Here is a 24,490-nt window from a genome sequence, read left to right as displayed (position 1 = left end):
CCCCGGCGCGCGGATGTCGGCGCGCCGTCAGGATCGGCATGCCGAGCGTAAGGATTCCGTTAGGGGCGTTGCGTCAGGGGTCGAACCGGTACCCCATCCCGGGTTCCGTGACGAGGTGCCTCGGCTGCGAGGGCACCGGTTCGAGCTTTCGCCTGAGCTGGGCCATGTAGAGCCGCAGGTAGCCGCCGTCGTTCGCGTGGTACGGGCCCCAGACCTCGCTCAGCAGCATCTGGCGGGTCATGAGCTTGCCCGGGTTGCGGAGCAGCAGCTCGAGGAGCCGCCACTCGGTCGGTGTCAGCCGGATCGTGCTCGGCCGGCCGTCGGCGGTCCGCACGGCGCGTGCGGCCAGATCGACCTCGAGATCGCCGATGCGCACGGATGCCGCGTCCTCCTCACCGGCCGGTCGCCGGGATCTGGCGCGGATCCGCGCCAGGAACTCGTCCATCGCGAACGGCTTCGTGACGTAGTCGTCGGCACCGGCATCGAGCGCCTCGACCTTCTCGGTCGAATCCGTGCGCCCCGAGAGGACGAGGATCGGAACGCTCGACCACGCCCGCACGGCCCGGATGACGTCGATGCCGTCGACCCGCGGCATGCCGAGGTCGAGCACGATGAGGTCGGGGTGGCCGCTCGCGGCGACGTCGATGGCCTCGGCGCCGTCGCGAGCCTGCAGCACCTCGTAGCCGCGCGCGGTCAGCGTGATGCGCAGTGCGCGTTGCAGCTGCTCGTCGTCGTCAGCCAGCAGGATCCTCACGCGACCTCCTCGTCCTCGGCGGGGAGGGTGACCACCATCGTCACGCCACCGCCCGGCGTGTCCTCCACCTCCAGTGTGCCGTCCATGCCCTCGACGAAGCCCTTCGAGAGAGCGAGGCCGAGCCCGAGCCCGGCGTCGTTGTCGGTGTCGCCCAGGCGCTGGAACGGCGTGAACACCTGGTCGCGTCGCTCGGCCGGGATGCCGGGCCCACGGTCCACGATCCTCAGCTGCACCGAGCCGCGAAAGGAGCTGGCCGTCACCCGGACGCGTTCGCCCGGCGGCGAATAACGCAGCGCGTTCGCGAGGATGTTGACGACCGCCCGCTGCAGCAGGACGCCGTCGGCGAGCACGCGCGGCGCGTCGTCCGGCAGCTCGATCTCGACGTCGCCCGGCCCCGCCCGGAGTTCCTCGAGCGCGGGGAACATCACGTCGGCGATCTCGGTGGGCGCGATCGTGACGGCGAGCGCGCCGGCCTGCACCCGGCTCACGTCGAGCAGGTTCGTCACCAGCTCCGCGAGCGATTCGAGGCTCTCCGCGGCCGTGTCGAGCAATTCGCGTCGCTCGGCGCGACCGAGCTTCACGTCGTCGGCGCGCAGCGCGCTCACCGCGGCGCTCGCTGCCGTGAGCGGCCGGCGCAGGTCGTGCCCGACGGCCGCGAGCAGGGCGCTGCGGACGCGGTCGGTCTCGGCCAGCGAATGGGCCGCCGAAGCCGCGGTCGCGAGCGCGCCCTGTTCGACTGCGGCATCCATCTGCGTAGCGATCACCGCGAGCAGGCGCCGCTCGGATGCCTCGAGCTCTCGCCCGTGCAGCTCGAGCACGCCGCGCGTGCCGATCGGCACCATCTGGTGGCGCTCATCCCTCGTGGGCTCGCCGTCGGTGGCGCGAATCTCGCCGTCGACGAGGAGCCGCACGCCCGCGAGCCCGAATGCCTCGCGCGTCCTCGTCACCATCGCCTGCAGGGCGTCCTCGCCGCGCAGCACGCTGCCGGCGATCGTGGCGAGCAACTGCGACTCCGCGGCCGATCGGCGTGCCTCGCGTGTCCGCCGGGCGGCCTGGTCGACGACATAACTGACCAGGAGCGCGTTGACCACGTAGAAGACGAGGGCGAGCAACTGGCGCGGCAGCCCGATCGAGAGCGTGTACAGCGGCTCGATGAACAGGAAGTTCAGCGTGATGCCCGACAGCACCGCCGCGAAGAGCCCCGGCCACAGGCCGCCGATGAGCGCGACGATGATGACGAGCAGCTGGTAGGCGAGCACGTCGCTCGTGATGGACGCCTCCGACCGGAGTATCCAGAGCATCCAGCTGAGCAGCGGGCCCGCGACGAGCGCGACCGCGAAGCCGGCGATGAGCCGCCGCCGGCTCAGCGCGCCGCCGAGGCGTGGCAGCGAGAAGGCCGACCCGGCCGCCGCGTGCGTGACGATGTGCACGTCGATGTCGCCGGACTCGCGGATGACCGTCGCACCGATGCCCGGGCCCGTGAACGCAGCGGCGAGCCGCGACCGGCGGCTCACGCCGATGACGAGCTGCGTGGCATCCGACGCCCGTGCGAAGTCGACGAGCGCCCGCGGGATGTCCTCGCCGACGACCTCGTGGTACGTGCCGCCGAGTCGTTCCACGAGGGTGCGCTGCCGGTCGAGGGCCTCCGGATGGCGCGCCCGCAGCCCGTCGGGGCTGGTCACGTGCACGGCGAGGAGCTCGCCGCCCGACGAGCGCGCCGCGATCCGGGCGCCGCGCCGCAGCAGCGTCTCGCCCTCGGGGCCGCCCGTGAGCGCCACGACCACGCGCTCGCGGGCCTCCCACTTCCCGGTGATGCCGTGCTCGGCGCGGTACGCCTTCAGCGCCTGGTCGACCTCGTCGGCGAGCCACAGCAGCGCGAGCTCCCGCAGGGCGGTGAGGTTGCCGAGCCGGAAGTAGTTCGACAACGCCGCGTCGATGCGCTCGGCCGGGTACACGAGGCCCGTGGCCAGGCGGTCCCGCAACGCCTGCGGCGCGAGGTCGACCACCTCGACCTGGTCGGCACCGCGGAGCACCGCATCCGGGATGGTCTCGCGCTGCTGGGCGCCCGTGATCTCGTAGACGACGTCGCCGAGCGACTCGATGTGCTGGGTGTTCACCGTCGAGATGACGTCGATGCCCGCGGCAAGCAGGTCGTCGACGTCCTGCCAGCGCTTCGGATGGCGCGAACCGGGCGCGTTCGTGTGCGCGAGCTCGTCGACGAGGGCGATCTCGGGCTTCCGCGCGAGCACCCCTTCGAGGTCCATCTCCTCGAGGCGCAGTCCGCGATGCGTCTCGCTGCGGCGCGGCACGACCTCGAGCCCGTCGACCATGGCGGCGGTGGCGGCGCGTCCGTGCGATTCGACGAAGCCCACGACGACGTCGTGCCCCTCGTCGCGAAGGCGACGGCCTTCCTCGAGCATCGTGTACGTCTTGCCGACGCCGGGAGCGGCGCCGAGCAGCACGCGGAGCCGCCCCCGTCTCATGCGGTCAGTCTCCCATCCCGGAGAGCGCGAGTTCCGACGTCGGCCGATCCACCGTCGGCGATCCGGGAACTCGGGATCGGGTGGCGGGACCACTCCACGGCCGGGCCTCCCGACGCCTCGCCTCCGGACGCCTCGCATCCGGTCTCCCGAACACCACATCCGGCCTGCGGGGGTCAACCCGATTCCGCGCTCCGGCCGGCGCTGCCATGATCGAGCCATGCTCAACACGATCCTGAACGTCGTCTGGCTGATCCTCGCGGGCATCTGGCTGTGGATCGGGTACATGCTCGCCGGCCTGCTGATGTGCGTGCTCATCGTCACGATCCCGTGGGGCATCGCGTCGTTCCGCATCGCGAACTACTCGCTCTGGCCGTTCGGGCGCGAGGTCGTCTCGAAGCCGACGTCGGGCGCCTGGTCGTTCATCGGGAACGTGATCTGGGTGCTCCTCGCCGGATGGTGGCTCGCGCTCGAGCACCTCGTGACCGGCGTCATCATGTGCCTCACGATCATCGGCATCCCGCTCGGCATCGCGAACTTCAAGCTCATCCCGGTCTCGCTCGCGCCGCTCGGCAAGGAGATCGTCGACGCGTAGCCGCGATCCGAGGCGATCGGAGCGCCGTCGCACCGTCGGCGGCGGCGCGTAGGCTCGTCCCGCCATGAGCTCCGCCTCCCCCGCCCCGACCCCCTCCGCCGCGTCGGTCGTCGCGCGTCGCACGGTCGACCGCGACATCCTGCGCCTCGCCGTGCCCGCGCTCGGCGCGCTCATCGCCGAGCCGCTCTTCCTGCTCGCCGACACGGCGATGGTCGGGCACCTCGGCGCCGCCCCCCTCGCCGGCCTCGGGCTCGCGAGCGCCGTGCTGCAGACGATCGTCGGGCTGATGGTCTTCCTCGCGTACGCGACGACGCCGTCGGTCGCGCGCCGGCTCGGCGCGGGCGACGAGCGGGGCGCCGTCGCGGCCGGGGTCGACGGGCTCTGGCTCGCGCTCGGCCTCGGGGCGGTGCTCGCCCTCGCCGGATGGTTCGCCGCCCCGTGGCTCGTGGGCGCCTTCGGCGCCTCCGATGAGGTCGCCGCCGAGGCATCCGTCTACCTGACGATCTCGATGATCGGCCTGCCCGCCATGCTCGTGGTGTTCGCCGCGACGGGGCTGCTGCGGGGCCTGCAGGACACGCGCACGCCCCTGTGGGTCGCCGGCATCGGCTTCACGGCGAACATCGCCCTCAACGCGCTGTTCATCTACGGGCTCGGCTGGGGCATCGCCGGCTCGGCGATCGGCACGGTCGTCGCGCAGTGGGGCATGGTGCTCGTCTACCTCGTCGTCGTCGCCCGGCACGTCTCTCGAGTCGGCGCGTCCCCGTGGCCGCATCACGCCGGCGTGCTGCGCGGCGCCCGCGACGGCGGTTGGCTGTTCCTCCGCACGGCGAGCCTGCGCGTCGCGCTGCTGCTCGCGACGTGGGCGGCAGCCTCGCTCGGCCGCGACGAGCTCGCGGCCTACCAGGTCGCGATCACGATCTACTTCACGCTCGGGTTCGCGCTCGACGCGCTGGCGATCGCGGCGCAGGCCCTCATCGGCAAGGGTCTCGGCGCGGGCGACGTCGCCGTGGTGCGCGCGGTGCTCCGCCGGTGCGTCGAGTGGGGCGTCGGCGCGGGCGCCGTGGTCGGCGCGCTCGTCATCGCGACCGCGTGGGTGCTGCCCGCGGTCTTCACGTCGTCGGCCGAGGTCGCGGCCCTCCTGCCGCCGTCGCTCGTCGTGCTCGGCCTGTCGGCGCCGCTCGGCGGGCTCGTCTTCGTGCTCGACGGCGTGCTCATCGGCGCCGGCGACGCCCGCTACCTGGCGTGGACGGGCCTCTTGAACCTCGCCGCGTTCGTCCCGATGGCCCTCGGCGTCGTGTGGTGGGCGGATGCCTCCGGCGCCGACGTGTCCGGCGCGGTCGCCCTCGCGGCGCTCACGGCGGCGTTCTCGCTCGGCTACCTCGCGGCGCGCGCCGTCACGCTCTCCCTGGGTGCCCGCGGCCGTGCCTGGATGGTGACGGGCGCACCCGCCTGACCTGACCCGCGCACAGGCCGCTGCACGAGCGACCGGCGCACTCGCCCGGGTGACCAATGGCCCTGCGGCAGCGCACGGCACCGCCTAGCGTTCGAGCCACCGCCGTCCGAAGGAGGCCGCCATGTCCGCCCGCCGCGCGCTGCCCCGCTCCGCCGCTCGCATCCGCGGTCGACGCCGCGTCGTCCCACGCGCCGCCGCGGCATCCGTGCTGGCCGCCGGCGTCCTCGTCGCGGTCACCGCGTGCGTGCCGTTCGTCACGGCCGGCGACACACGCACCGAGAACCGCGAGATCGGCGATGCGTCCGCCGTCGTGCTGCGCGGGGCGGGCGACGTGACGATCCGGCTCGGCGATTCGCCATCGCTGACCGTCACGGGCGGCGAGAACGTGCTCGAACGCCTCACGACCGAGGTCGAGGGCGACGCGCTCGTCATCGACCTGCAGCGGGGCCCGATCGTCGTCGGCGCGCGCGACCTCGTGTTCGACATCACCCTCACCTCGCTCGAGTCCGTCCTGATCTCGGGGTCGGGCGACATGACCGCCGAGTTCGGCGACGCCGACGACGTGACCCTCGAGATCCGCGGCTCCGGCGAGATCGAGACCGACGAACTCGACGCGACGACCGTCCGGGCGTCGATCAGCGGCTCGGGTTCGATCGTGCCGAGCGGGACGACCGACGAGCTGCAGGTGAACGTCGACGGCTCTGGCGACGTCGACGCATCGGAGCTCAGCGCCGACTCGGCGCGGGTGGTGCTCTCGGGGTCGGGCGAGATCTCGGTCGACGCGTCCGAGTCGCTCGAGGTCGTCCTCTCCGGCAGCGGCACGGTGCGCTACTCGGGCCGTCCGGAGATCCGCAGCACGGTGTCGGGGTCGGGCGAGATCACGCCGTCCTGAGCTCGGCCGCTGCGGGTGGGGCGCTCAGCCGCGTGGCGGCGCCGTCGTGTCTCCGACGTGCAGCGTGCTCGTGAAGTCGGTGCCGGATGCCGCCTCGCCCGAGAGCATGCGCACGACCGCCTCGCCCGCCGCACGTCCCTTCGCGACCGACGGCTGCACGAGCGTCGTCAGGTCGTGCTGCAGGCCGTCGACCCGGATGCCGTCGAAGCCGATGACGCTGAGGTCGCGCGGCACGTCGAGTCCGAGCTCCTCGGCGGCCTGGATGACGCCGGCCGCGAGCAGGTCGGACTGGGCGATGATCGCGGTCGGCCGCGTCGCGGCATCCGCGAGCAGGAGTCGCGCCGCCTCGAGGCCCTCCTCGATCGAGCTCGCGCCGGCCACGCTCACCCGGATGTCGGGGAACACGTCGCGCGCTCCGCGCAGTCGCTCGACGGCGGTGTCGACGGTCGCGCCGGCCTCCATGTCGGGCGTGAGCTCGCCGCGGCGGCGTGTGGGCTCGAACGGGAGGGTGACGGTCGCGACATCCGTGTGCCCGAGCGAGCGCACGTGGTCGGCGCCGAGCCGCGTCGCCTCGCGATTGTCGATCGTGATCTCGGGGATGCCGCCGCCCGGCGCGCCCTCGATGGCCACGAGCGGGATGCCGCGGCGCTGGAGCGCCTCGACCTGGGCGAAGAACTTCGGGCTGCAGCCGATCAGCACGACCGCGTCGACGGGCGCGGTGTCGAGGCTGACGGGCGCGGCCGGGTCACCGGAGTCGGTGAAGAGGAGGAGGCCCGCGCCGAGGGGCGCGATGCCCTCGGTGAGCCCGTCGAGCGTCTGGATCTTGACCGGGTCGAGGAACGCGGCGCGCACGCGCTCCTCGAGCACGACCCCGACGATGCCGGAGCGACCGCGCCTGAGCGACCTGGCGCGCGGGTCGGGGCCGGCGTAGCCGAGCTCGGATGCCGCGGCGAGCACGCGCTCCTTCGTGGCATCCGACACCGGGCCGGAGCCGCTGAACGCGAGCGACGCGGTCGACGCGGAGACGCCGGCGAGCGCCGCGACGTCGGCGAGCGTCACGCGCGGGATGGCGCCGGTCGTGGCGGCGGGTTCGTGGCTCACCCTTCGATTGTACGGTCGAATCGATTCGAGCACGCTCGAGCGTCGCCGTTCGTGCCGCACCCGACCGCGAGATGCCACGTGATGCGAGTCGGCACCCGTGGTACCCGCAGCAGGTGGCATCTCGATCGCAAGGTCTGAGCAGCGGATGGCGCAGCGCCGCGCGCTATCGCTGGGCCGGCGTCAGCGCTCGGCGATCCCCTTGACCTTGGCGACGAGCGCGTCCCACACGCGCTTGGCGTGCGCCGCCGACTCGGGCGTCGCGTTGTTGTCCTGCGAGAGCGTGAGCACCGTCGGGGCGTCGCCGCCGCCGTCGATCGTCCAGGTCAGGGTGTGGTGGTCGTCCGGCTCGAGTCCGCTGGTGCGCCGCGGGCTGAAGTGCGTGTGCACCAGGCGGTGCGGCGGGTCGATCTCGAGCACCGTCCCGTGGTCCTCGTAGGGTCGGCCGTTCCACTCGCCGCTCCACCGGAGTGCGCCGCCGACCATCCAGTGCGCTTCGAACTCGGTCCCGGGAAGGTACTCCCGCGCCGCCGCGGGGTCGGTGATGACCTCCCACACGCGCTCGGGCGGGGCGTCGATCTCGATCGCCGAGGTCACGACGAGGTCCTTCAGCATCTCGTGCCTCCTTGTCATCGGTTCCGACCGTACGCCGAGCGCACCGGATCCGCAGCCCCCTTGCGCTGGCGGGCCCGGTCGGTCGGGTGACCGCCGGACCGACCGCTCAGGCGGGCGCCGGCGACGCGGCGAGCACCGCGTCTCGCGCCTCGGCGAACGCCCCGACGCACCGTCGGATCTCGTCCTCCGAGTGCGCGGCCGAGAGCTGCACCCTGATGCGCGCCTTCCCCTTGGGCACCACCGGGTACGAGAAGGCGGTCACGTACACGCCCCGTTCCTGCAGGGCGTCCGCGATGCGCGCCGTCAGCGCGGCGTCCCCGAACATCACCGGCACGATCGGGTGCGAGCCGGGCAGCAGCTCGAACCCGGCCTCCTCCATGAGCGAGCGGAACAACGCCGCGTTCGCGACCAGCCGCTCGCGGAGCTCGCCCGACTCGCTCACGAGTCGCAGGGCCTCGAGCGTGCCGGCGACGATCGCCGGCGCGAGCGTGTTGGAGAACAGGTACGGCCGTGCGCGCTGGCGCAGCAGGTCGACGATCTCCTGCCGTGCGGCGACGTACCCGCCGGATGCCCCGCCGAGCGCCTTGCCGAAGGTGCCGGTCGTGATGTCGACCCGCCCTTCGACGCCGCACAGCTCGGGCGTCCCCCGCCCGCCGGCGCCGACGAAGCCGACCGCGTGCGAGTCGTCGACGAAGACGAGCGCGCCGTACTTCTCGGCGAGGTCGCAGATCTCCGCGAGCGGCGCGACGTAGCCGTCCATCGAGAAGACGCCGTCGGTCACGATCACCCGGCGCCGCGCACCCGACGCGGCGACGAGCTGTGCCTCGAGGTCGGCCAGGTCGCGGTTCTTGTACCGGAACCGCTGCGCCTTCGACAGCCGGATGCCGTCGATGATCGAGGCGTGGTTCAGCTCGTCCGAGATGATCGCGTCGTCCGGCCCGAAGAGCACCTCGAAGACACCGCCGTTGGCGTCGAAGCACGACGAGAACAGGATCGTGTCGTCGTAGCCGAGGAACGCCGAGACCGCGCGCTCGAGCTCGAGGTGCAGCTCCTGCGTGCCGCAGATGAACCGCACGCTCGCGAGCCCGTACCCCCAGTCGTCCAGCCCTCGGTGGGCGGCCGCGACGATGCGCGGATCGTCGGCGAGGCCGAGGTAGTTGTTCGCGCAGAAGTTCAGCACCGTGCGCCCGGCGACCTCGATCTCCGAGGACTGCGGGCCGTGGATGCCGCGCTCGCGCTTGGTCAGGCCCGCCGCCTCGATCTCGTCGAGCTCGGCGCGCAGCTGCGCCTTCACGTCTCCGTACACGTTCAGACCTCCGTCCAGTCGAGGATGACCTTGCCGACTCCGCCCGAGGCGGCCGCGTCGAAGGCCGTCCGCCAGTCGCGCGCCGGGTAGCGGTCGCTGATGATGGATGCCACGCGCCCGCGCAGCTCGGCGCTGGTCTGGAGCATCGCGCTCATCGAGTTCCACGTCTCGAACATCTCGCGGCCGTAGATGCCCTTGAGCGTCAGCATGTGGGTGACGACCTTGCCCCAGTCGATCGCGAACGGCTCGCTCGGCAGGCCGAGCAGCGCGATCCGGCCGCCGTGGTTCATGTTGTCGATCATCTCGGGCAGCGCCTTCGCCGAGCCCGACATCTCGAATCCGATGTCGAAGCCCTCGCGCATGCCGAGGCGCGGCTGCACGTCGCGGATGCGTTCGCGCGACACGTCGACCGTGGCATCCGCGCCCATCCGCATCGCGAGCTCGAGGCGGGCCGGCGAGACGTCGGACGCGACGATGTACCGGGCGCCGACGTGGCGCGCCACGGCGATCGACATGAGCCCGATGGGGCCGCAGCCGGCGACGAGCACGTCCTCGCCGACCAGCGAGAAGGCGAGCGCGGTGTGCACGGCGTTGCCGAACGGGTCGAAGATCGCGCCGACCTCGGGGTCGACATCGTCGTGGTGGACCCACACGTTCTCGCCGGGCAGCACGATGAACTCGGCGAAGGCGCCGTCGCGGTGGAGCCCCACGCCCTTGGTGCGGATGCACATCTGGCGGCGCCCCGCGCGGCAGTTGCGGCACATGCCGCACACGATGTGCCCCTCGCCCGACACGCGGTCGCCGACCGAGACGTCGTGCACGAGCTCGCCCACCTCGACGACCTCGCCGTAGAACTCGTGGCCGGCGATCAGCGGCGTGCGGATCTCGGTCGAGCACCAGTCGTCCCACTCGTCGATGTGCAGGTCGGTGCCGCAGATGCCCGTGCGCAGCACCCGGATCTTCACGTCGGCTGGACCGGGCTCGGGCTCGGGGCGGTCGACGAACTCGAATCCCGCGCCGGGCGCGGACTTGTACAGGGCCTTCATGGGCGTCGTTGTCCTGACTTCGTACGGGCTCCCACGGGGTGTGCGGGTGCCGGGCTCGCCCGCCGAGGGTCACGGCGCGCGTCGAGGTGACCCGATCATCGTAACGAGCAGGGCATTCGGATGACGCGGGGCCGGCGCTGCCGGAACCGGTGATGGCCGGCCGGCCCTCTGGCCGGGCCGACCCCGGCCGAGCGCCGCGGCATGGGTCCGGGAGCGGGGTCGGACACCGGGCCCGGGCATGGACGAGGACGGCGCAGTGCAAGTTGCGTCGTCCTCGATTGGCATGATCGTTGCACGCCGCGGAACACCCTCGCCACCCCCCGTTTCCTGAGAGATCGCCGTGAACGGCATCGCGGCCTCGTTGCGCCGCCTCGGGAGACCGCGCTACTCTCGAATCGATTCGACTCGAATCGATTCGAACCGGCGGCGAACGCTCGGCCGGCAGATCCACCCCGACGACGAGGCAGTAATGTCGCAGCACCGAGACGACGCGAGCTCCGCACCGAACGCGGACACCACCCGCAGCACCGAGACCATGAGCGAGCACGACGACCACGCGCCACGGCACGGCGATGCCGACCCGCGCGCCGCGGCATCCGCTCGCCCGCGTCGCGAACTGGTCGCGTGGCGCAACGCGATCTTCGCGATCTTCTTCCTGTCGGGCTTCGGCCTCGCGAGCTGGGTCGCGCGCATCCCCGCGATCCGCGATGCCGTCGGGCTCAGCACGCAGGGCGTGGGGCTCGTCATCCTCATGGGCTCGATCGCCTCGATCGTCGGACTCATCGCGGCGCCGTGGCTCATGGCGCGCTTCGGCGCGCGCCTCGGGATGATCGGGGTGCTCGCGACCGCCGCGGCCGGCCTGGTCGCGGTCGGCCTCGGCGGTTCCGTGCTGCCGAGCGTCGCGCTCATCGTGCTCGGCCTGGCCCTCTTCGGCTTCGGCAACGGCGCGGTCGACGTGATGATGAACGTCGAGGGCGCCGAGGCCGAGCGCGAGCTCGGGAGGACCGTCATGCCGCTCATGCACGCCTTCTTCAGCTTCGGCACGGTCGCCGGGGCGGGGCTCGCGGCCGCGGCATCCGCCCTGGGCCTCTCGATCGCGATCCACCTCGGGGTGATCGCGGCCCTCATCGCCGTCGGCGTGGTCGTTGCGGTGCGCTTCGTGCCCGTCCGGGAGGAACTCGGCGACGACCCGCACACCGACGCTCCGCGCGAACCGCTCGGCGCGCGCATCCGCCGCAGCCTCGCGGTGTGGACCGACGGTCGCCTGCTCCTCATCGGCGTGGTGCTGCTCGGCATGGCGTTCGCCGAGGGCAGCGCGAACGACTGGATCGCCCTCGCCGTCGTCGACGGGCACGGACTCGACGACACGGCAGGTGCCGCCGTCTTCACGGTGTTCACGGTCGCGATCACCACGGCGCGCGTGCTCGGCGGCCCGTTCATCGACCGCTTCGGGCGCGTCCTCATGATCCAGGTCATGGCCGCCGTCGGCGTGCTCGGCCTCGCGCTCTTCATCTTCGGCACCGAGCCGTGGGTCCTCGTCGTCGGCACCCTGCTCTGGGGCATCGGCTGCTCGCTGGCGTTCCCGGTGGGCATGTCGGCCGCGGCCGACGTCCCCGATCGAGCGGATGCCGCGGCGCGCGTCTCGGCGGTCGCGATGATCGGCTACTGCGCGTTCCTCGTCGGACCGCCGCTCATCGGCTTCCTCGGCGAGCGGTTCGGGATCCTGAACGGGCTGCTCGTGCTGCTCGGCCTCATGGCGCTCTCGTTCCTCGCCGCGCCCGCGGTCCGCGAGCGGAACCGCCCCGAGCGGAGCCGCGCCGACCGGGGCTGACGCCGGGCGGGCGGACCGCAGCGGGCCGCGACGTGCTTCGACGCCTCGTCGGCCCGGCGCAAGGGGCTGCGGCATCCGGCCCCGCCTCGGCATGATTCGGGGATGAGCCAGCGAGACGACACCGCACCGGACGACCGACCCGTGCCCGACGACGGGCCGCGCCCCGAGCACACGCGGCCCGACGGGGTGACCGACGCAACTATCGAGGCGCTCGGCAGGTACTCCGCGGCGCTCGAGGTGATCGAGGACGCCCGGGGTTCCCTCTACCGCTTCCACCGGCTGACCGGGAAGGCCGATCTCGCCATGGGCGAGGCCGTCGAGCTGTTCCGCGAGGCGGGTCATCACGGGATCGCCGACCGCATCGACCGGGAGGTCGTCGGCCGCAACGTGATCGAGGGGCGGTGGACCTTCCAGCTGGTGGAGGAGTACGACGACGGCTACTACGCCGCCGTGCGGGCCTCCGAGCGCGCGGCGCGCGACGAGCTCGTCGGCGGCCGTCGGCACGTCTTCGAGTCGGAGATGAAGGAGCGCGAGCGTTCGCACGGGCGCCGGCACCACGAGGCGCGACCGGGCGACGGCTCGCCGCAGGGCTGACCGGCCGGCCCGGCGCGGGCGGACCGCACCAGGGCCCGTCGCGGGCGGACCGCACGGGGGCCCGCCCCACGCCCGACGTAGACTCGTCGGGTGCGTCTCGTCATCGCCCGCTGCTCCGTCGACTACGCCGGCCGGCTCTCGGCGCACCTGCCGCTCGCGACCCGCCTGCTCATGGTGAAGGGCGACGGCAGCCTCCTCGTGCACTCCGACGGCGGCAGCTACAAGCCGCTGAACTGGATGAGCCCGCCGTGCACGCTCGCGGCGGCCCAGCCCGACGACGACCAGCGCGCGGCGGGCGTCACCGAGGTGTGGAAGGTCACGCACGCGAAGACCGCAGACCAGCTCGTCGTGTCGATCCACGAGGTGCTGCACGACTCGGCGCACGACCTCGGGGTCGACCCCGGGCTCGTGAAGGACGGCGTCGAGTCGCACCTGCAGAAGCTCCTCGCCGAGCAGATCGAGCTCCTCGGCGAGGGCTACCGGCTGGTGCGCCGCGAGTACATGACGGCGATCGGCCCGGTCGACATCCTGGCGACGGATGCCGCGGGCCGATCGGTCGCGATCGAGCTCAAGCGCCGCGGCGACATCGACGGCGTCGAGCAGCTCACCCGGTACCTGGAGCTCATGAACCGCGATCCGCTCCTCGCGCCGGTCGCCGGGGTCTTCGCGGCGCAGGAGATCAGGCCCCAGGCGCGCACGCTCGCCGAGGACCGCGGCATCCGATGCGTCGTGCTCGACTACGACGCGATGCGGGGCGTCGAGAGCGGGCACGCGCGGCTGTTCTGAGCGATGGCGCGGCGCGGCGCGGCCGCTCGCGACCGGTCGCGTTCAGCCGGCACACAGCGTTCCCGAGTGTTCCTCGGATTTCATCGGCCTAGTATGTCGCGGTGACTTCCCTGCTCCCCGTCCCGACGATCGCGCCCCCTCGCGAGTGGACCGCCGTGCTCTTCGACCTCGACGGCACCATCGTCGACTCCGCCAGCGAGATCATGGACTCCCTCGCCCACATGTTCAGCGAGATGGGCGTGCCCGTGCCCGACCGCGACACCCTGCGCTCCTACGTCGGCCCGCCGCTGCTCGACAGCCTCCGCATGACCGCCGGCTTCAGCGACGTCGACGCCTGGGAGGCGCTCAACGTCTACCGCGACCACTACGACGACCACCTCCTGCATTCGCCCGTCTTCCCCGGCGTCGAGGGCGTGCTGCAGGCCGTGCAGGCGGCCGGCCTGCCGATCGCGCTCGCGACGAGCAAGCCCGAGTCGATGGCTCGCGCCGTGCTCGCGCACACCGGCCTCGACCGCTACTTCACGGTCATCGCCGGAGCGAGCGACGACGAGGAGCGCAGCACGAAGGCCGACGTCGTCGCCGAGGCACTGCGGCGCCTGGACGACCTCGGCCTCGACACCTCCGAGTCGGTCATGGTCGGGGACCGCGGCTACGACGCCCTCGGCGCCGCCGCGCACGACGTGCCGACGATCATGGTCGAGTGGGGCTACGGCTCGCCCGCCGAGGCCGCCGATGCGCTCGCGGTCGTGCACTCGGCCGACCAGCTCCGCGGAATGCTCATCGGCTGACCGCCGCCCGCGGCATCCGCCCTGCCCGCCCTCGCGCATGATCGCGTGCACGACGCCGTGAGCGGCGCCATCGGTCGGCGGGTGCGCCGTGCGCGGATGCTTCGGCGCATACCGCCCGGATCGAAGCATCCGCGATGCACCGCCGCTCAACGCGAGAAAACCTCGATAGCAACGATTCGGAGCTTCTCCTCCTCGGAGGCTTCCCTCCACCCCCGGCCGGGGGGCAGGATGCCGGATACGTCCGCCCACCGGCGGACGACGTTCGTGTCCCGCGGTCACCGTCGCGGGCACTCGGAGGGAGAAGCATGTCAGGGAAGACCAACCGCGCGCGTCGTCGCGTGGTTGCGACGCTCCCCGTGCTCGCACTCGCGGCCGCCGGACTGGCGACCTTGGGAACGAGCACGGCGACCGCCGCACCGGCACCGGTCATCGGTGCCGACGAGTACTACATGAACTACGCCGCGCCGCGTGCCGAGGCCGCATTCGAGACCGATGAGGCGCTCGACGCGACCATCGACGGCTCGGCCGCGAAGTCCGGCGCCGTCAGCGGCTCCGTGGCGGAGCAGTCGGCAGTGCTCGACCGCAAGTACGCACAGGGCAACCCTGCGACCGCGCGCAAGCTCGCCGAGCTCGAGGCGAAGTCGATCACGACCGGCAAGAGCCCGAAGGCGCTGAAGAAGGCGAAGTCGACGCAGGAGGCGAAGCTCCTGACGATCCTCGTCGAGTTCAACGACGAGGCGAACGACGACTTCACCGACGTCTACGTCCCCGAGTACTGGGGCGCGTCGACGTGCAAGCCGGGTGAGGTCGTGAACGGCCCGCTCCACAACAACATCCCGAACCCGGCGGACTACCCGCAGCTGGACAACAACTCCATGTGGGTCGAGGACTTCTCCCCCGAGCACTTCGACCAGATGCTCTTCACCGACGCTGGGCTCACCGAGCGCGTGCGCCCCGACCTCACCGGACCCGACGGGCAGCCGGGCATCGACATCTCGGGCTACACCATGAAGTCGATGTACGAGGAGATGTCCCGCGGCGCCTACACCGTCACCGGTGAGGCGACCCAGTGGGTCGAGCTGCCGCACTCCGAGGGCTGGTACGGCGCGACGACCTGCTTCAAGAACGACGAGGGCGAGTGGGAGGCCGGTGCCTACCAGGGCATGCAGGGCCACCCCGACAACCCGATCGGCGCGAACGCGCTGCCGATCCACGCGGTCGAGGCCCTCGCCGCAGCGCAGCCGGACTTCCCCTGGGCCGACTACGACATCGAGGACCAGGCCGACCGCGACGGCGACGGCGACTTCTACGAGCCCGACGGCGTGATCGACCACGTCGTGCTCGTGCACGCCGGTGAGGACAAGTCCGGTGGCGGCGGTGCCGAGGGCACCTACGCCATCTGGGCGCACTCCTCGGCCGTCGCAGGCGGCGCCGACATCCCCGGCACCGACCTCAAGCTGTCGAACTACATCGTGCAGCCCGAGGACTCGGGCGTCGGCGTGTTCGCGCACGAGTACGGCCACGACCTCGGTCTGCCCGACCTGTACGACGTCTCGGGCGCCGGCAGCTCCGACGTCGACTTCTGGGACCTCATGAGCTCGGGCTCGCACTCCGGCCCGATCTTCCAGTCGATGCCGACCCACATGGGCCTCTGGGACAAGTGGGTCCTCGGCTGGGCCGACCCCGAGGTCGTGAACCCCGGCGATGACACGGAGACCATCAAGGTCGGCCAGACCTCGCGCCCCAAGAAGGGCACCGAGGACGGCATCAAGGTCAACCTGCCCGACAAGGTGATCACGCTCGCCGACCCGCACAGCGGCGAGAACATGTGGTACACCGGCGCGGACCAGGACTGGGCCGACATCCGCCTCTCCCGTTCGGTCGACGTGCCCGCCGCGGCGGACGCCAAGTTCTGGATGTGGAACGACTACGTCATCGAGGCCGACTGGGACTACGGGTTCATCGAGGTCTCGACCGACGGCGGCACCACCTGGTCGCAGCAGAAGGTCTACGACGAGACCGGCGCCGAGGTCTCGACGAGCGACGCGTACGGCGACCCGAACAACCGCCTCGCCGACTTCGGCGGGCTGAAGTACGGCCTCACCGGTGACACCCACGGGTGGCAGCACCACTACGTCGACCTGACCCCGTACGCCGGCACCACGGTGCAGCTGCGCCTCCGCCAGGCCACGGACGCCGCCTACCTCGACCGCGGCTGGTTCGCCGACGACTTCGAGCTCGTCGCCGACGGTTCGACGGTCTGGAGCGACGACGTCGAGTCGGGCGACAACGGCTGGACCAACGAGGCGACCACGTTCGTCGACACGACCGGCCCCGGCTGGCGCATCGACACCGGCACGTCGGTCAAGGCGCAGTACTACCTCGTCGAGTGGCGCAACTTCGACGGCTTCGACGAGGGCCTGAAGTACGGCTACAACACCGTCTACAGCGACGGCGCCTGGAAGGTCGAGAAGGTCGCCTACAACGCGCCCGGTGCCCTCGTCTGGTACCGCGACACGACGTACGGCAACTCGAACCAGATCATCTCGAACGAGGCGGCGCTGCCGAGCTACGGCGCGAAGGGCGGTCTGCTCATCGTGGACAGCCACTTCGACCCGCTGCAGCGCACCGGTGCGGCCGCCGACGCCGACCCGACCACGCTCAACGTGATGCCCTCGCGTGCGCAGTCGTCGAACGCGGCGTTCGGCCTCACGAAGACGCACGCCTTCACGGAGTGCTTCACCGTGGCCGGCTCCACCGAGGAGTACTGCACCGACATCCCCGCCCTCGACGCGGTGAGCACCTTCACCGACGACCAGGGCTGGGTGCCGGGCTTCGCCGTGAACGCGGACACGGGCGCGCTGTACTACCGCGACCGCGACGCCTCCGTGGTCGTCCCGTCGGTGGGCAACGCCCCGTACTCGGTGCCGCTGTACTACCTCGACGGCACCCCGGCGACGGACTACTACGGCCTCGACATCGGGCTCGGGCCGTTCGGCTCCGGCAACCCGGCTGACGACGGCGTGGGCTACGGCACCGTCATCACGGTCAAGAAGGCGCTGACGGGCAACACCGCGGCGCTGATCGAGGTGACCCCGCCCTCGGCGGGCTGATCCCGAGCGACCCGAACCGGCGAGGCGCCGGCCCCCTCGGGGGTCGGCGCCTCGTCGCGTGCACGGGCGGTCCGCCTCGCCGCTCGCTCAGTCGCGCGACGCGGGCTCCGACGCGAGCAGCCCGTCGAGCAGCCGCCGGATGCCCCAGGCGAACCGGCCGGCGGGATCGTCGCCGAGCTCGCGCGTCCGGTCGCCGAGCGGGAACGTCTCGCCTTCGTCCCACAGGGTCGCGGATGTCGCGGGCGCCGTCGCGACGTCGGGAGCGGGCTCCGCCTGCGCACGCGCCGCCTCGGCGGCATCGAACGCGACGGCGCCGAGCGCGTGCACGCGGACGGCGTGCGCCGCCCGGCCGGCGGCGACCGGGTCGAGTCCGGCGTCGGCGAATGCCGCGAGGAGCGCCTCGTCGAAACGGCGCGCGTTCGGCCCGTCGAGGGGGGTCGCGAGGAGCAGCCCGACGGCACCCGGCCGCTCGACGAGGATCGAGCGCAGCCCGTCGGCGAGCGCGGCGATGCGCTCGCGCGCGGGAGCCGCGCCATCCGTCGCCCCGGTGTCGAGGCGGCCGAGCACCCGTTCGACCATGCCGGCGAGCAGCGCGCCCTTGTTCGGGTAGTACGTGTACATGGCCGTGGGCGTGAGGCCGAGCGCACCGGCGACGCCGCGGACCGAGACGGCCTCGAAGCCCTTCGTCTCGAGCAGCTCGAAGGCGGCGTCGAGGATCTCTGCGTGCGTGAGGCTGCGTCGGGGTCCGGGTCTCATGGGGCCTTCCGTAGGGGACTCGACACACCGTACAGTGTTGCGACCGCCCGCCGAGCCGTGGACTCGGCCCGCGGCCCGTGCCACGCTGGGTGCGAGCGAGCGGGTCGGCGGACGACCCGGGCCGACGAGGAGGTCGAGCGGATGACGCGATCGGACGCCGCGAGGATCACGGTCGTGGGCGACGCGCTCATCGACGAGCTGCGCGACCCGACGGGCTCGCGGGAGTTCGTCGGCGGGGCGGCCCTCAACGTCGCGGTCGGACTCGCCCTGCTCGGCGAGGACGTCACGCTCGTCGCGATGATCGGCGACGACGAGCCCGCGTCGCGCATCCGCGCCTTCCTCGACGACTACGGCGTGCGGCTGGTCGAGAGCCCCTCCGCACTCGGCACCTCGCGGGCCGTCTCCGACCGGACCGAGGGCGGCGAGCCGCGCTACGTGTTCAACGACGCCGCGCAGCATCGGCGGCTCTCGTTCGACGACGCCACGCGCGAGGCGCTCGACGCCGCCGACCTCGTGGTCGTCAGCTGCTACCCGTTCGACGACCACGAGCAGGTCGATGCGCTCATGGAGGCCGTCCGCGACCCCGAGCGTCGCCTGATCGTCGACGGCAACCCCCGCTCGGGCATGATGCGCGATCGCGAGGCCTTCCTCGACGCGTTCGGGCGCGTGGCGGCCCGGTCGCTCCTCGTGAAGGCCGGCGACGAGGACGCGGAGCTGCTCGCGCGCGAACCGCTCGACGCGTTCGTCCGTCGACTCCGGGGCGGCGGGACGGAGGGCCCCGCGGTCCTCGCGACCGCCGGACGGAGCGGTGCCGACCTCCACCACGGCGAACTCGACGTCCACGCCGACATCGTCGACCTGCCGGGTCGCGTCATCGACACCATGGGGGCGGGCGACGCGACCCTCGCCGCGGTCGTGCGCCGCATCGCCCGAGACGGCCTGCCGGCCACGGCGGAGGCCTGGCGCGAGGCCCTCGACGAGGCGATGACGATCGCGGCCGCCACCGTCCGGCACGAGGGCGCACTGCTCCGGACCGGGATGAGTCCACCCCAGCTCGGAAGCTGACCCGCCGAACGGGGGTCTTGCACTCGGCCCCGGGCGGGGTCGTAGACTCGCCCCAACCGCTGATGGCGACATCGGCTCGGTGCGCACCCCCGATCGGCGCCGACCCCACGGACCTCCGATCTCGGCACCGCGTCACGCCGGACGCGGACCCGAGTTCCCCCGGCGCGCGCCACGATCCGCCTGCGTCGGACGCCGAGCGCCGACCCGCGCGAACGGCGCGACGAGAGGAGTGACCGTGCCCGATGCCGCTGGTGGCCATCCGGCCACCTCGCCGCTCGCGCTCCCGATCGTCGCCACCCCGACCGACGACCAGCTCATCGCCTCCGCTCGGGCGGGCGACGGATTCGCGGCCGCGCGGCTCTGGCATCGGCACGAGACGGCAGCCGCCGTCGCCGCGGCGGCGACCCCCGGTTCGGCCGAGGTCGAGGCCGTGGTGGAGGCCGCGGAGGCGAGGTTCGACGCCGCGATCCTCTCTGCCCGTGCGCCCACCGGCGCCATGCGGCCGCACGTGCTCGCGGCCGTGCGCGAGGCCGCCGCCGCGGTCGACGGTCGTGGCACGACCGGCGACCCGGTTCCCGCGCTCCTGGCACCCGAGGAGTGGTACCGCAGCGAGCTGCCGAGCGGACTGGCCGACGGCGAGGCGATCGCGGTCGCCTTCACCTCCCTCGGCACCTCCGCGCAGGAGGCACTGTGGCTCGCCGAGATCGACGGCCTCGCACCGGTCGACGTCGCGGCCGAACTCGGCTTGACGCCCTCCGAGACCGAGGGCCTCCTCGCCACCGCGCACGAGGCGCTGCGGAGCGGCTGGATCCGGCAGACGGCCGCCGCGCGGGCGGACTGCGACGGCGTGCTCGCCGAGATCGGCGCCCCCGGCACGGGCGGGCACCGGGTGCCGGGTCGCGTGCGATCCCACGTCGACGGGTGCGACGGATGCCGCGCCGCCGCGCTTCCCGCCGCGGACCTCGCCCATCGACTCGTGGGGCTCGTCCCCCTGCTCGTGCTCGGCGCCCCCTCCGGGATCGGCTTCCTCGAGGCCACGCGTCCCGGCTCCTCGAGCGCCGTACTGGCGCCGATCCCCGCGCTCGCTCGCGATCGTGCCGCGTTCGTGCTCGTCGCCGCCGCGGCGGGCTCGGGAGCGGCGGCCGCAGCGGCGCCGGCCGGGGCGGCTTCGGCGACCGGCGGCGCCGTCGCGCGCGTCGTCCGGTCGATCAGGCGGATGCCGCGCGCGGCGCTCGTCGCCACCTCCGCGTCACTCGCCGCCGCGGCGGCCGCGATCGTGCTCGTCGCCGCCGTCACCTCGGTTCCGGGCGGACCGGGCTCGCCCGGATCATCGGTCACCGGCGACGCCGGTGCCGCCGACATCTCGGCCGCACCCCCGGGCATGTCCCCGCCGGAGATCGTCTCGACCGACGTGCCCGCCGATCCGAGACCCACCCCCGACGACGAGACAGAGGCCACGCCGCCGAGCGAGGCGGCCCCGGGCGACGAGGCGGCCGAGCAACCGGCACCGCCGGCCGAGGGCGGGTCGGGAACGTCCGACCCCGGGACCGATCCGGGAGCCGCGGACCCGCCCGCACCGGAACCCGGCGGCCAGCCGATCGCCGATCCCGACGACGGCGTGAGCACGCCCGTCGGCGACCCCGAGCAACCCGGGCTCTCGTTCACGGTCGGAGACCCGGGCGAGGGCGGATGGCGCCCGCTCACGGTGACGGGACCGGCGGGTACGGAGTTCACCATCTTCGACAGCGGGCGTGTGCTGCTCGAGGGCGTCCTCGACACGACCGGCACGGCGAACTTCGCCATCCGGGGGTCGGTCGCGAACCTGACGATCGGCTACAGCTCGACGTCGGTCACCGCGGGCGGCGGCTCCGCCGACGCGCTGAGCGCCAAGGCCACCGGCCCGGTGCCGAACGGCGCGGACCGGCAACGCGTCGCGGACTGACGGGCCGATCGGGGATCGCGGGCTCGGGTGCTTCCGCCGCGTGCCCCGCATCCATAGCATGACGGCATGACCGCGTCATCGCAGGCCGCACCGGCCGCGTCTCCGTCGCCCGGCGCGCCCGTCGCCGTCGAAGCGCCCGTCGGGCGCCGTGTCGCCGTCGAGACCGAGGCGGTCGCCGGCGGACTCATCGCCGCGGGCGTCACCGGCCTGGTCGCCGCCGTGGTCTTCGCGGGCGGCGTGTGGCCGCTCTGGGGCGGATGGTCGGTCGGCGCGGTCGCAGCGCTCGGCGTGCTCGCCAGCGGCATCCTGCTCGGCGCGGCCGGGTACTGGCGTTCGCGGAACCTGCCCGGACAGGAGTGGCGTGTCGCCCTGCGACCGTGGAAGTTCTCGCTCGACGTCGCGACGGTGTCGACGGTGCATGGCATCATCGCGGCGATCCTGACGGTCGTCACCTACACGATGCTGCAGCGCAGCTTCGAGGGCCTCGTCGTCGACGCCCTGACGGGCACCGGCGCGGTCGCGGCATCCGCCGGTCTCGCCGGCTACTGGATCTACCTGTCGGTGTCGGCGATCACGACGAATCGGCTCGCCTCGCTGCTGGTGTTCTTCATGGCGTCGGCCACGCTCGCGAGCATGGCGACCGCACAGGACCCGCAGTGGTGGGAGTACCACTTCAGCCAGCTCGGCACCGCGAACGACTTCTCGAGCGGGTTGTTCAACCTCGCGCTCATCGTCGCGGGCGCGTTCGTCACGACGTTCGCGCTGTACGTCGACCGCGACCTCACGACGCTCGTGCAGCAGGGGGTGCTGCGGCGGGCGTGGGCGCCGAGGTTCATCTCGATCGCGTTCATCGTCATGGGCGTCATGCTCGCGGGCGTCGGCGTCTTCCCGTTCGACGTGAACCTCGCGCTGCACAACACGTGCGCGATCGGGATGTCGCTGTCGTTCCTGACGCTCCTGCTCACCGCGCCCTACACCCTGGCCGGCATGCCCGGCCGGTTCTTCTGGTTCTGCGGCGGCGGCGCGGTGCTGCTGCTCGGAGGCGCACTGCTGTTCGAACCGGTCGGGTACTACAACCTCACGGCGTTCGAGCTGCTCACGTTCGCGACGATCTTCGGCTGGATCTCGGTCTTCATCCGCTTCGTGAACGCGCTCGCGCGCCACGACGTCCCGGTCTCGTACGACGGCGGCTACTCGGTCTGACCGGCCTCGTCGGGCAGGATCGGCTCCGTCGCGTCGGCGTGCCGCGCGGAGATCGCCCGCGCCCGGCGCGTGGCGAACTCGACCAGCACGAGCAGCGCGACGACCGCGACCACGCTGACGATCGCCCCGACCGGGTCGCGCTGCGCGGCCTGGATGATCGCGTTGACCGTGGCGAGCCCGAGGACCCCGTAGAGCGTCGCCCACATGGCCCCGCCGAGCACGAGCGCGGGGAGGTACTTGATGAGCGGCATCCGCAGGACGCCGGCCGCGAGGTTCACGGCGGTCTGGAAGCCGACCGTCAGGAACGAGAGCGCGACGACCGGGGCGCCGAACCGCTCGATCACGGCCTCGGCGCGCGCGAGCTGCGGTGCCATCCGGCCGCGACGCTCGAGCAGCCGCTTGACGCCCTCCCGCGAACCTCGGCCGAGCGCGTACGTGCCGCCCGCACGGAGCAGGACGATCACGAACAGCGCTCCGATCGCCGCAGGAAGGGGCCAGCCCTCGAAGATCTCCACCGCACCGCCTGTCGCCGTCTTCGACCGCCGAGGGCGGCGACCGCCGCCCGGACGTCGCGGTCGTGGGTTCCGTTCGAGTCTAGAACGGCGAGATCAGCCCACGGCATCGTCGGGCCACCTCGTCACGCCGATGCCCTCATCGTGGTCGGCGGTCCCGAACCGGAGACGACGGATGCCGCGCTCCGCGACGCTGCGGCCGCGTTCGGCCGAGCGGCGAGCGACGCGGCACCCGTGGGCGCATCTCGACATCGCGGGCACCATGAGCGCCGACAGCGACGACTCGTGGCGCTCGATGGGCGACGGGCTCCGGCGCGCGCCTGCTCGCGAGGTCGCGCGGACGTCACGCCCCTGGCGTGAGCCGGTCGTCCCAGTCGGCCTCGGCGTACCGCTCGACCCAGGCGAGGAGCGGCTCGACGCCGCGCCACACGTCGTCGAGGTCGCCCGGCGACGCCGTGGCGGGGAGGGAGATGAGCCCCGCGAACCGGGTCTGCCTGAGGAGCGCGATCCGCGGGTGCTCGCGGTCGAAGCCGCGCGGGGCCGTGCGCAAGGGCGGACCGGCGAGCTCGAATCCGGATGACTCGAGCCCGGCGACGATCCGGTCGAGTTCGGCGGCGGCGGCGCCGTCGGCGGCGATGACCTCGCGCGAGCGCCGCAGCTGGAGTCGCGACGGCTCGTACAGGCCGCCGCCGGCGTGGAGGCCGTCGGCCGAGATCGACACGTAGACGCCCGCCACGCCGCCGGCGGTCATGGCGCCGTTGAGCTTGTAGGGCGACTTGTCGGCGGAGAAGCGGACGTCGCGATTGGGACGGAACACCTTCGCCGGCCCGTAGCGGGGCTCGGCGATCTCGGCGAGGCGCTCGAGCGGTATGCGGATCAGGCGCTCGTAGTCGGCACGATGCGCCTGCCACCAGTCGCGGTCGTTGTGCTCCGCGAGTTCGCGATAGAAGGCGAACGCGGCGGGCTCGAAGAGTCGCTCGCCGGGCTCACCGGGCTCGATGCGGTGCGCCTCGCTCGCCTCACCGGCCGCTCGACCGGCGGAGGACGGCACCGGCTCGCCCATCAGACGCGATCGGAGCGATCGGACTCGGCGTCTTCGGCGAGGTCGGCCTCGGCATCCGGCAGGGCGGCCTCGATCGCCGCGATGATCGCCGGGTCGTCGGGCTCCGTGTTCGGACGGAACCGGCGCACCTCGCCGGACGGCAGGACGAGGAACTTCTCGAAGTTCCAGGTGACGCGACCGGCCTTCCCGGAGTCGTCCGCGGCCTGCTTCAGCTCGGTGTAGAGCGGGGCCTCGTTGCGGCCGTTGACCTTGACCCGATCGAGGATCGGGAAGCTGGTGCCCCACGTCGTCGAGCAGTACTCGCTGATCGCCTCGTTCGACGACAACTCCTGCAGGAACTGGTTGCTCGGGAAGCCGAGCACGGTGAATCCGCGGTCCGCGTAGGTGCGCTGCAACTCCTCGAGCTGCGCGTACTGCGGGGTGAGTCCGCAGCGGGACGCCACGTTCACGACGAGCCGGACCTTTCCGGCCCAGTCGCCCAGGGTGCGGGTCTCGCCGGACATCGTGCGGAAGGGGATCGATTCGAGCTCGGTCATGCGTCGCTGCTCCTCGGTTCGGTCCGCCCAACGTATCGCGGCGCGGTGGGAGGCGGCTCCGA

Annotated in this window: 21 protein-coding genes; 11 read left to right on the top strand and 10 right to left on the bottom strand. The window is 72.7% G+C overall.

Annotated elements, in window-relative coordinates; genetic code table 11:
- Positions 1-73: 73 nt before the first annotated feature.
- Positions 74-754, bottom strand: a complete 681-nt coding sequence (locus ACULK2_RS00520) for a response regulator (RefSeq protein WP_445967683.1) — start codon at positions 752-754, stop codon at positions 74-76.
- Positions 751-3,237, bottom strand: coding sequence for an ATP-binding protein (locus ACULK2_RS00515; RefSeq protein ID WP_445967684.1), 2,487 nt, complete (start codon positions 3,235-3,237; stop codon positions 751-753). Before ACULK2_RS00515 ends, ACULK2_RS00520 begins: the two co-directional genes overlap by 4 nt.
- Positions 3,238-3,454: 217 nt before the next feature.
- Between ACULK2_RS00515 and ACULK2_RS00510 the strand changes: the two genes are divergently transcribed.
- From ACULK2_RS00510 to ACULK2_RS00500, 3 genes are all read left to right on the top strand, one after another.
- Positions 3,455-3,829 carry a YccF domain-containing protein gene (locus ACULK2_RS00510; protein ID WP_445967685.1) on the top strand — a complete coding sequence of 125 codons (375 nt, stop codon included), beginning with the start codon at positions 3,455-3,457 and terminating at the stop codon, positions 3,827-3,829.
- Between the two features lie 64 nt (positions 3,830-3,893).
- Positions 3,894-5,282, top strand: coding sequence for an MATE family efflux transporter (locus ACULK2_RS00505; protein WP_445967686.1), 1,389 nt, complete (start codon positions 3,894-3,896; stop codon positions 5,280-5,282).
- A gap of 121 nt (positions 5,283-5,403) precedes the next feature.
- Positions 5,404-6,174, top strand: a complete 771-nt coding sequence (locus ACULK2_RS00500) for a head GIN domain-containing protein (RefSeq protein WP_445967687.1) — start codon at positions 5,404-5,406, stop codon at positions 6,172-6,174.
- Positions 6,175-6,198: 24 nt separating this feature from the next.
- Here ACULK2_RS00500 and ACULK2_RS00495 read toward each other — a convergent pair whose 3' ends face one another.
- From ACULK2_RS00495 to tdh, 4 genes are all read right to left on the bottom strand, one after another.
- The gene (locus ACULK2_RS00495; RefSeq protein WP_445967688.1) at positions 6,199-7,275 is read right to left on the bottom strand and encodes a LacI family DNA-binding transcriptional regulator; all 1,077 of its coding nucleotides are present in this window, start codon (positions 7,273-7,275) and stop codon (positions 6,199-6,201) included.
- A 180-nt stretch (positions 7,276-7,455) separates the two neighbouring features.
- A complete protein-coding gene (locus tag ACULK2_RS00490) occupies positions 7,456-7,887 on the bottom strand; it encodes an SRPBCC domain-containing protein (RefSeq protein WP_445967689.1) in 432 nt (143 codons plus the stop codon).
- Positions 7,888-7,993: 106 nt separating this feature from the next.
- Positions 7,994-9,193: a glycine C-acetyltransferase gene (locus ACULK2_RS00485; protein WP_445967690.1), complete on the bottom strand. Its 1,200-nt coding sequence runs from the start codon at positions 9,191-9,193 to the stop codon at positions 7,994-7,996.
- Positions 9,194-9,195: 2 nt separating this feature from the next.
- Positions 9,196-10,239: an L-threonine 3-dehydrogenase gene (gene tdh / locus ACULK2_RS00480; protein ID WP_445967691.1), complete on the bottom strand. Its 1,044-nt coding sequence runs from the start codon at positions 10,237-10,239 to the stop codon at positions 9,196-9,198.
- Between the two features lie 469 nt (positions 10,240-10,708).
- Between tdh and ACULK2_RS00475 the strand changes: the two genes are divergently transcribed.
- From ACULK2_RS00475 to ACULK2_RS00455, 5 genes are all read left to right on the top strand, one after another.
- Positions 10,709-12,070, top strand: coding sequence for an MFS transporter (locus ACULK2_RS00475; RefSeq protein WP_445967692.1), 1,362 nt, complete (start codon positions 10,709-10,711; stop codon positions 12,068-12,070).
- A gap of 102 nt (positions 12,071-12,172) precedes the next feature.
- Complete coding sequence (locus tag ACULK2_RS00470) at positions 12,173-12,664, top strand: hypothetical protein (RefSeq protein ID WP_445967693.1); 492 nt, start codon at positions 12,173-12,175, stop codon at positions 12,662-12,664.
- A gap of 90 nt (positions 12,665-12,754) precedes the next feature.
- Positions 12,755-13,450, top strand: coding sequence for an endonuclease NucS (nucS, locus tag ACULK2_RS00465; protein WP_445967694.1), 696 nt, complete (start codon positions 12,755-12,757; stop codon positions 13,448-13,450).
- A 101-nt stretch (positions 13,451-13,551) separates the two neighbouring features.
- A complete protein-coding gene (locus tag ACULK2_RS00460; RefSeq protein ID WP_445967695.1) occupies positions 13,552-14,238 on the top strand; it encodes an HAD hydrolase-like protein in 687 nt (228 codons plus the stop codon).
- 305 nt (positions 14,239-14,543) lie between these two features.
- The gene (locus ACULK2_RS00455) at positions 14,544-17,351 is read left to right on the top strand and encodes an immune inhibitor A domain-containing protein (RefSeq protein ID WP_445967696.1); all 2,808 of its coding nucleotides are present in this window, start codon (positions 14,544-14,546) and stop codon (positions 17,349-17,351) included.
- A gap of 87 nt (positions 17,352-17,438) precedes the next feature.
- Here ACULK2_RS00455 and ACULK2_RS00450 read toward each other — a convergent pair whose 3' ends face one another.
- A complete protein-coding gene (locus ACULK2_RS00450; RefSeq protein WP_445967697.1) occupies positions 17,439-18,107 on the bottom strand; it encodes a TetR/AcrR family transcriptional regulator in 669 nt (222 codons plus the stop codon).
- A gap of 141 nt (positions 18,108-18,248) precedes the next feature.
- On the opposite strand from ACULK2_RS00450, the gene ACULK2_RS00445 reads away from it, so the two are divergent.
- From ACULK2_RS00445 to ACULK2_RS00435, 3 genes are all read left to right on the top strand, one after another.
- On the top strand, positions 18,249-19,172 hold the full coding sequence (locus ACULK2_RS00445; RefSeq protein ID WP_445967698.1) for a carbohydrate kinase family protein: 924 nt from the start codon (positions 18,249-18,251) through the stop codon (positions 19,170-19,172).
- 235 nt (positions 19,173-19,407) lie between these two features.
- Positions 19,408-21,114, top strand: coding sequence for a hypothetical protein (locus ACULK2_RS00440; protein ID WP_445967699.1), 1,707 nt, complete (start codon positions 19,408-19,410; stop codon positions 21,112-21,114).
- A 66-nt stretch (positions 21,115-21,180) separates the two neighbouring features.
- The gene (locus ACULK2_RS00435) at positions 21,181-22,317 is read left to right on the top strand and encodes a DUF998 domain-containing protein (protein ID WP_445967700.1); all 1,137 of its coding nucleotides are present in this window, start codon (positions 21,181-21,183) and stop codon (positions 22,315-22,317) included.
- Here the strand turns inward: ACULK2_RS00435 and ACULK2_RS00430 are convergent.
- The 3 genes from ACULK2_RS00430 to ACULK2_RS00420 all read right to left on the bottom strand — a co-directional run bounded on the left by ACULK2_RS00430 (position 22,305) and on the right by ACULK2_RS00420 (position 24,428).
- Entirely contained in the window at positions 22,305-22,832 is a 528-nt protein-coding gene (locus ACULK2_RS00430) for a DedA family protein (RefSeq protein WP_445967701.1), read from the bottom strand. The two genes, ACULK2_RS00435 and ACULK2_RS00430, sit on opposite strands and share 13 nt — an antisense overlap.
- 340 nt (positions 22,833-23,172) lie before the next feature.
- Positions 23,173-23,892 (bottom strand): DUF2461 domain-containing protein, encoded by a 720-nt coding sequence (locus tag ACULK2_RS00425; protein ID WP_445967702.1) that lies wholly within the window; start codon positions 23,890-23,892, stop codon positions 23,173-23,175.
- Entirely contained in the window at positions 23,892-24,428 is a 537-nt protein-coding gene (locus ACULK2_RS00420) for a glutathione peroxidase (protein ID WP_445967703.1), read from the bottom strand. Before ACULK2_RS00420 ends, ACULK2_RS00425 begins: the two co-directional genes overlap by 1 nt.
- Positions 24,429-24,490: the final 62 nt, after the last annotated feature.

This window comes from Agromyces molybdatiresistens (assembly GCF_052748445.2).
The sequence above is the reverse complement of the archived record's forward strand: the minus strand, read 5'-3'. Positions and strand labels throughout refer to the sequence as shown.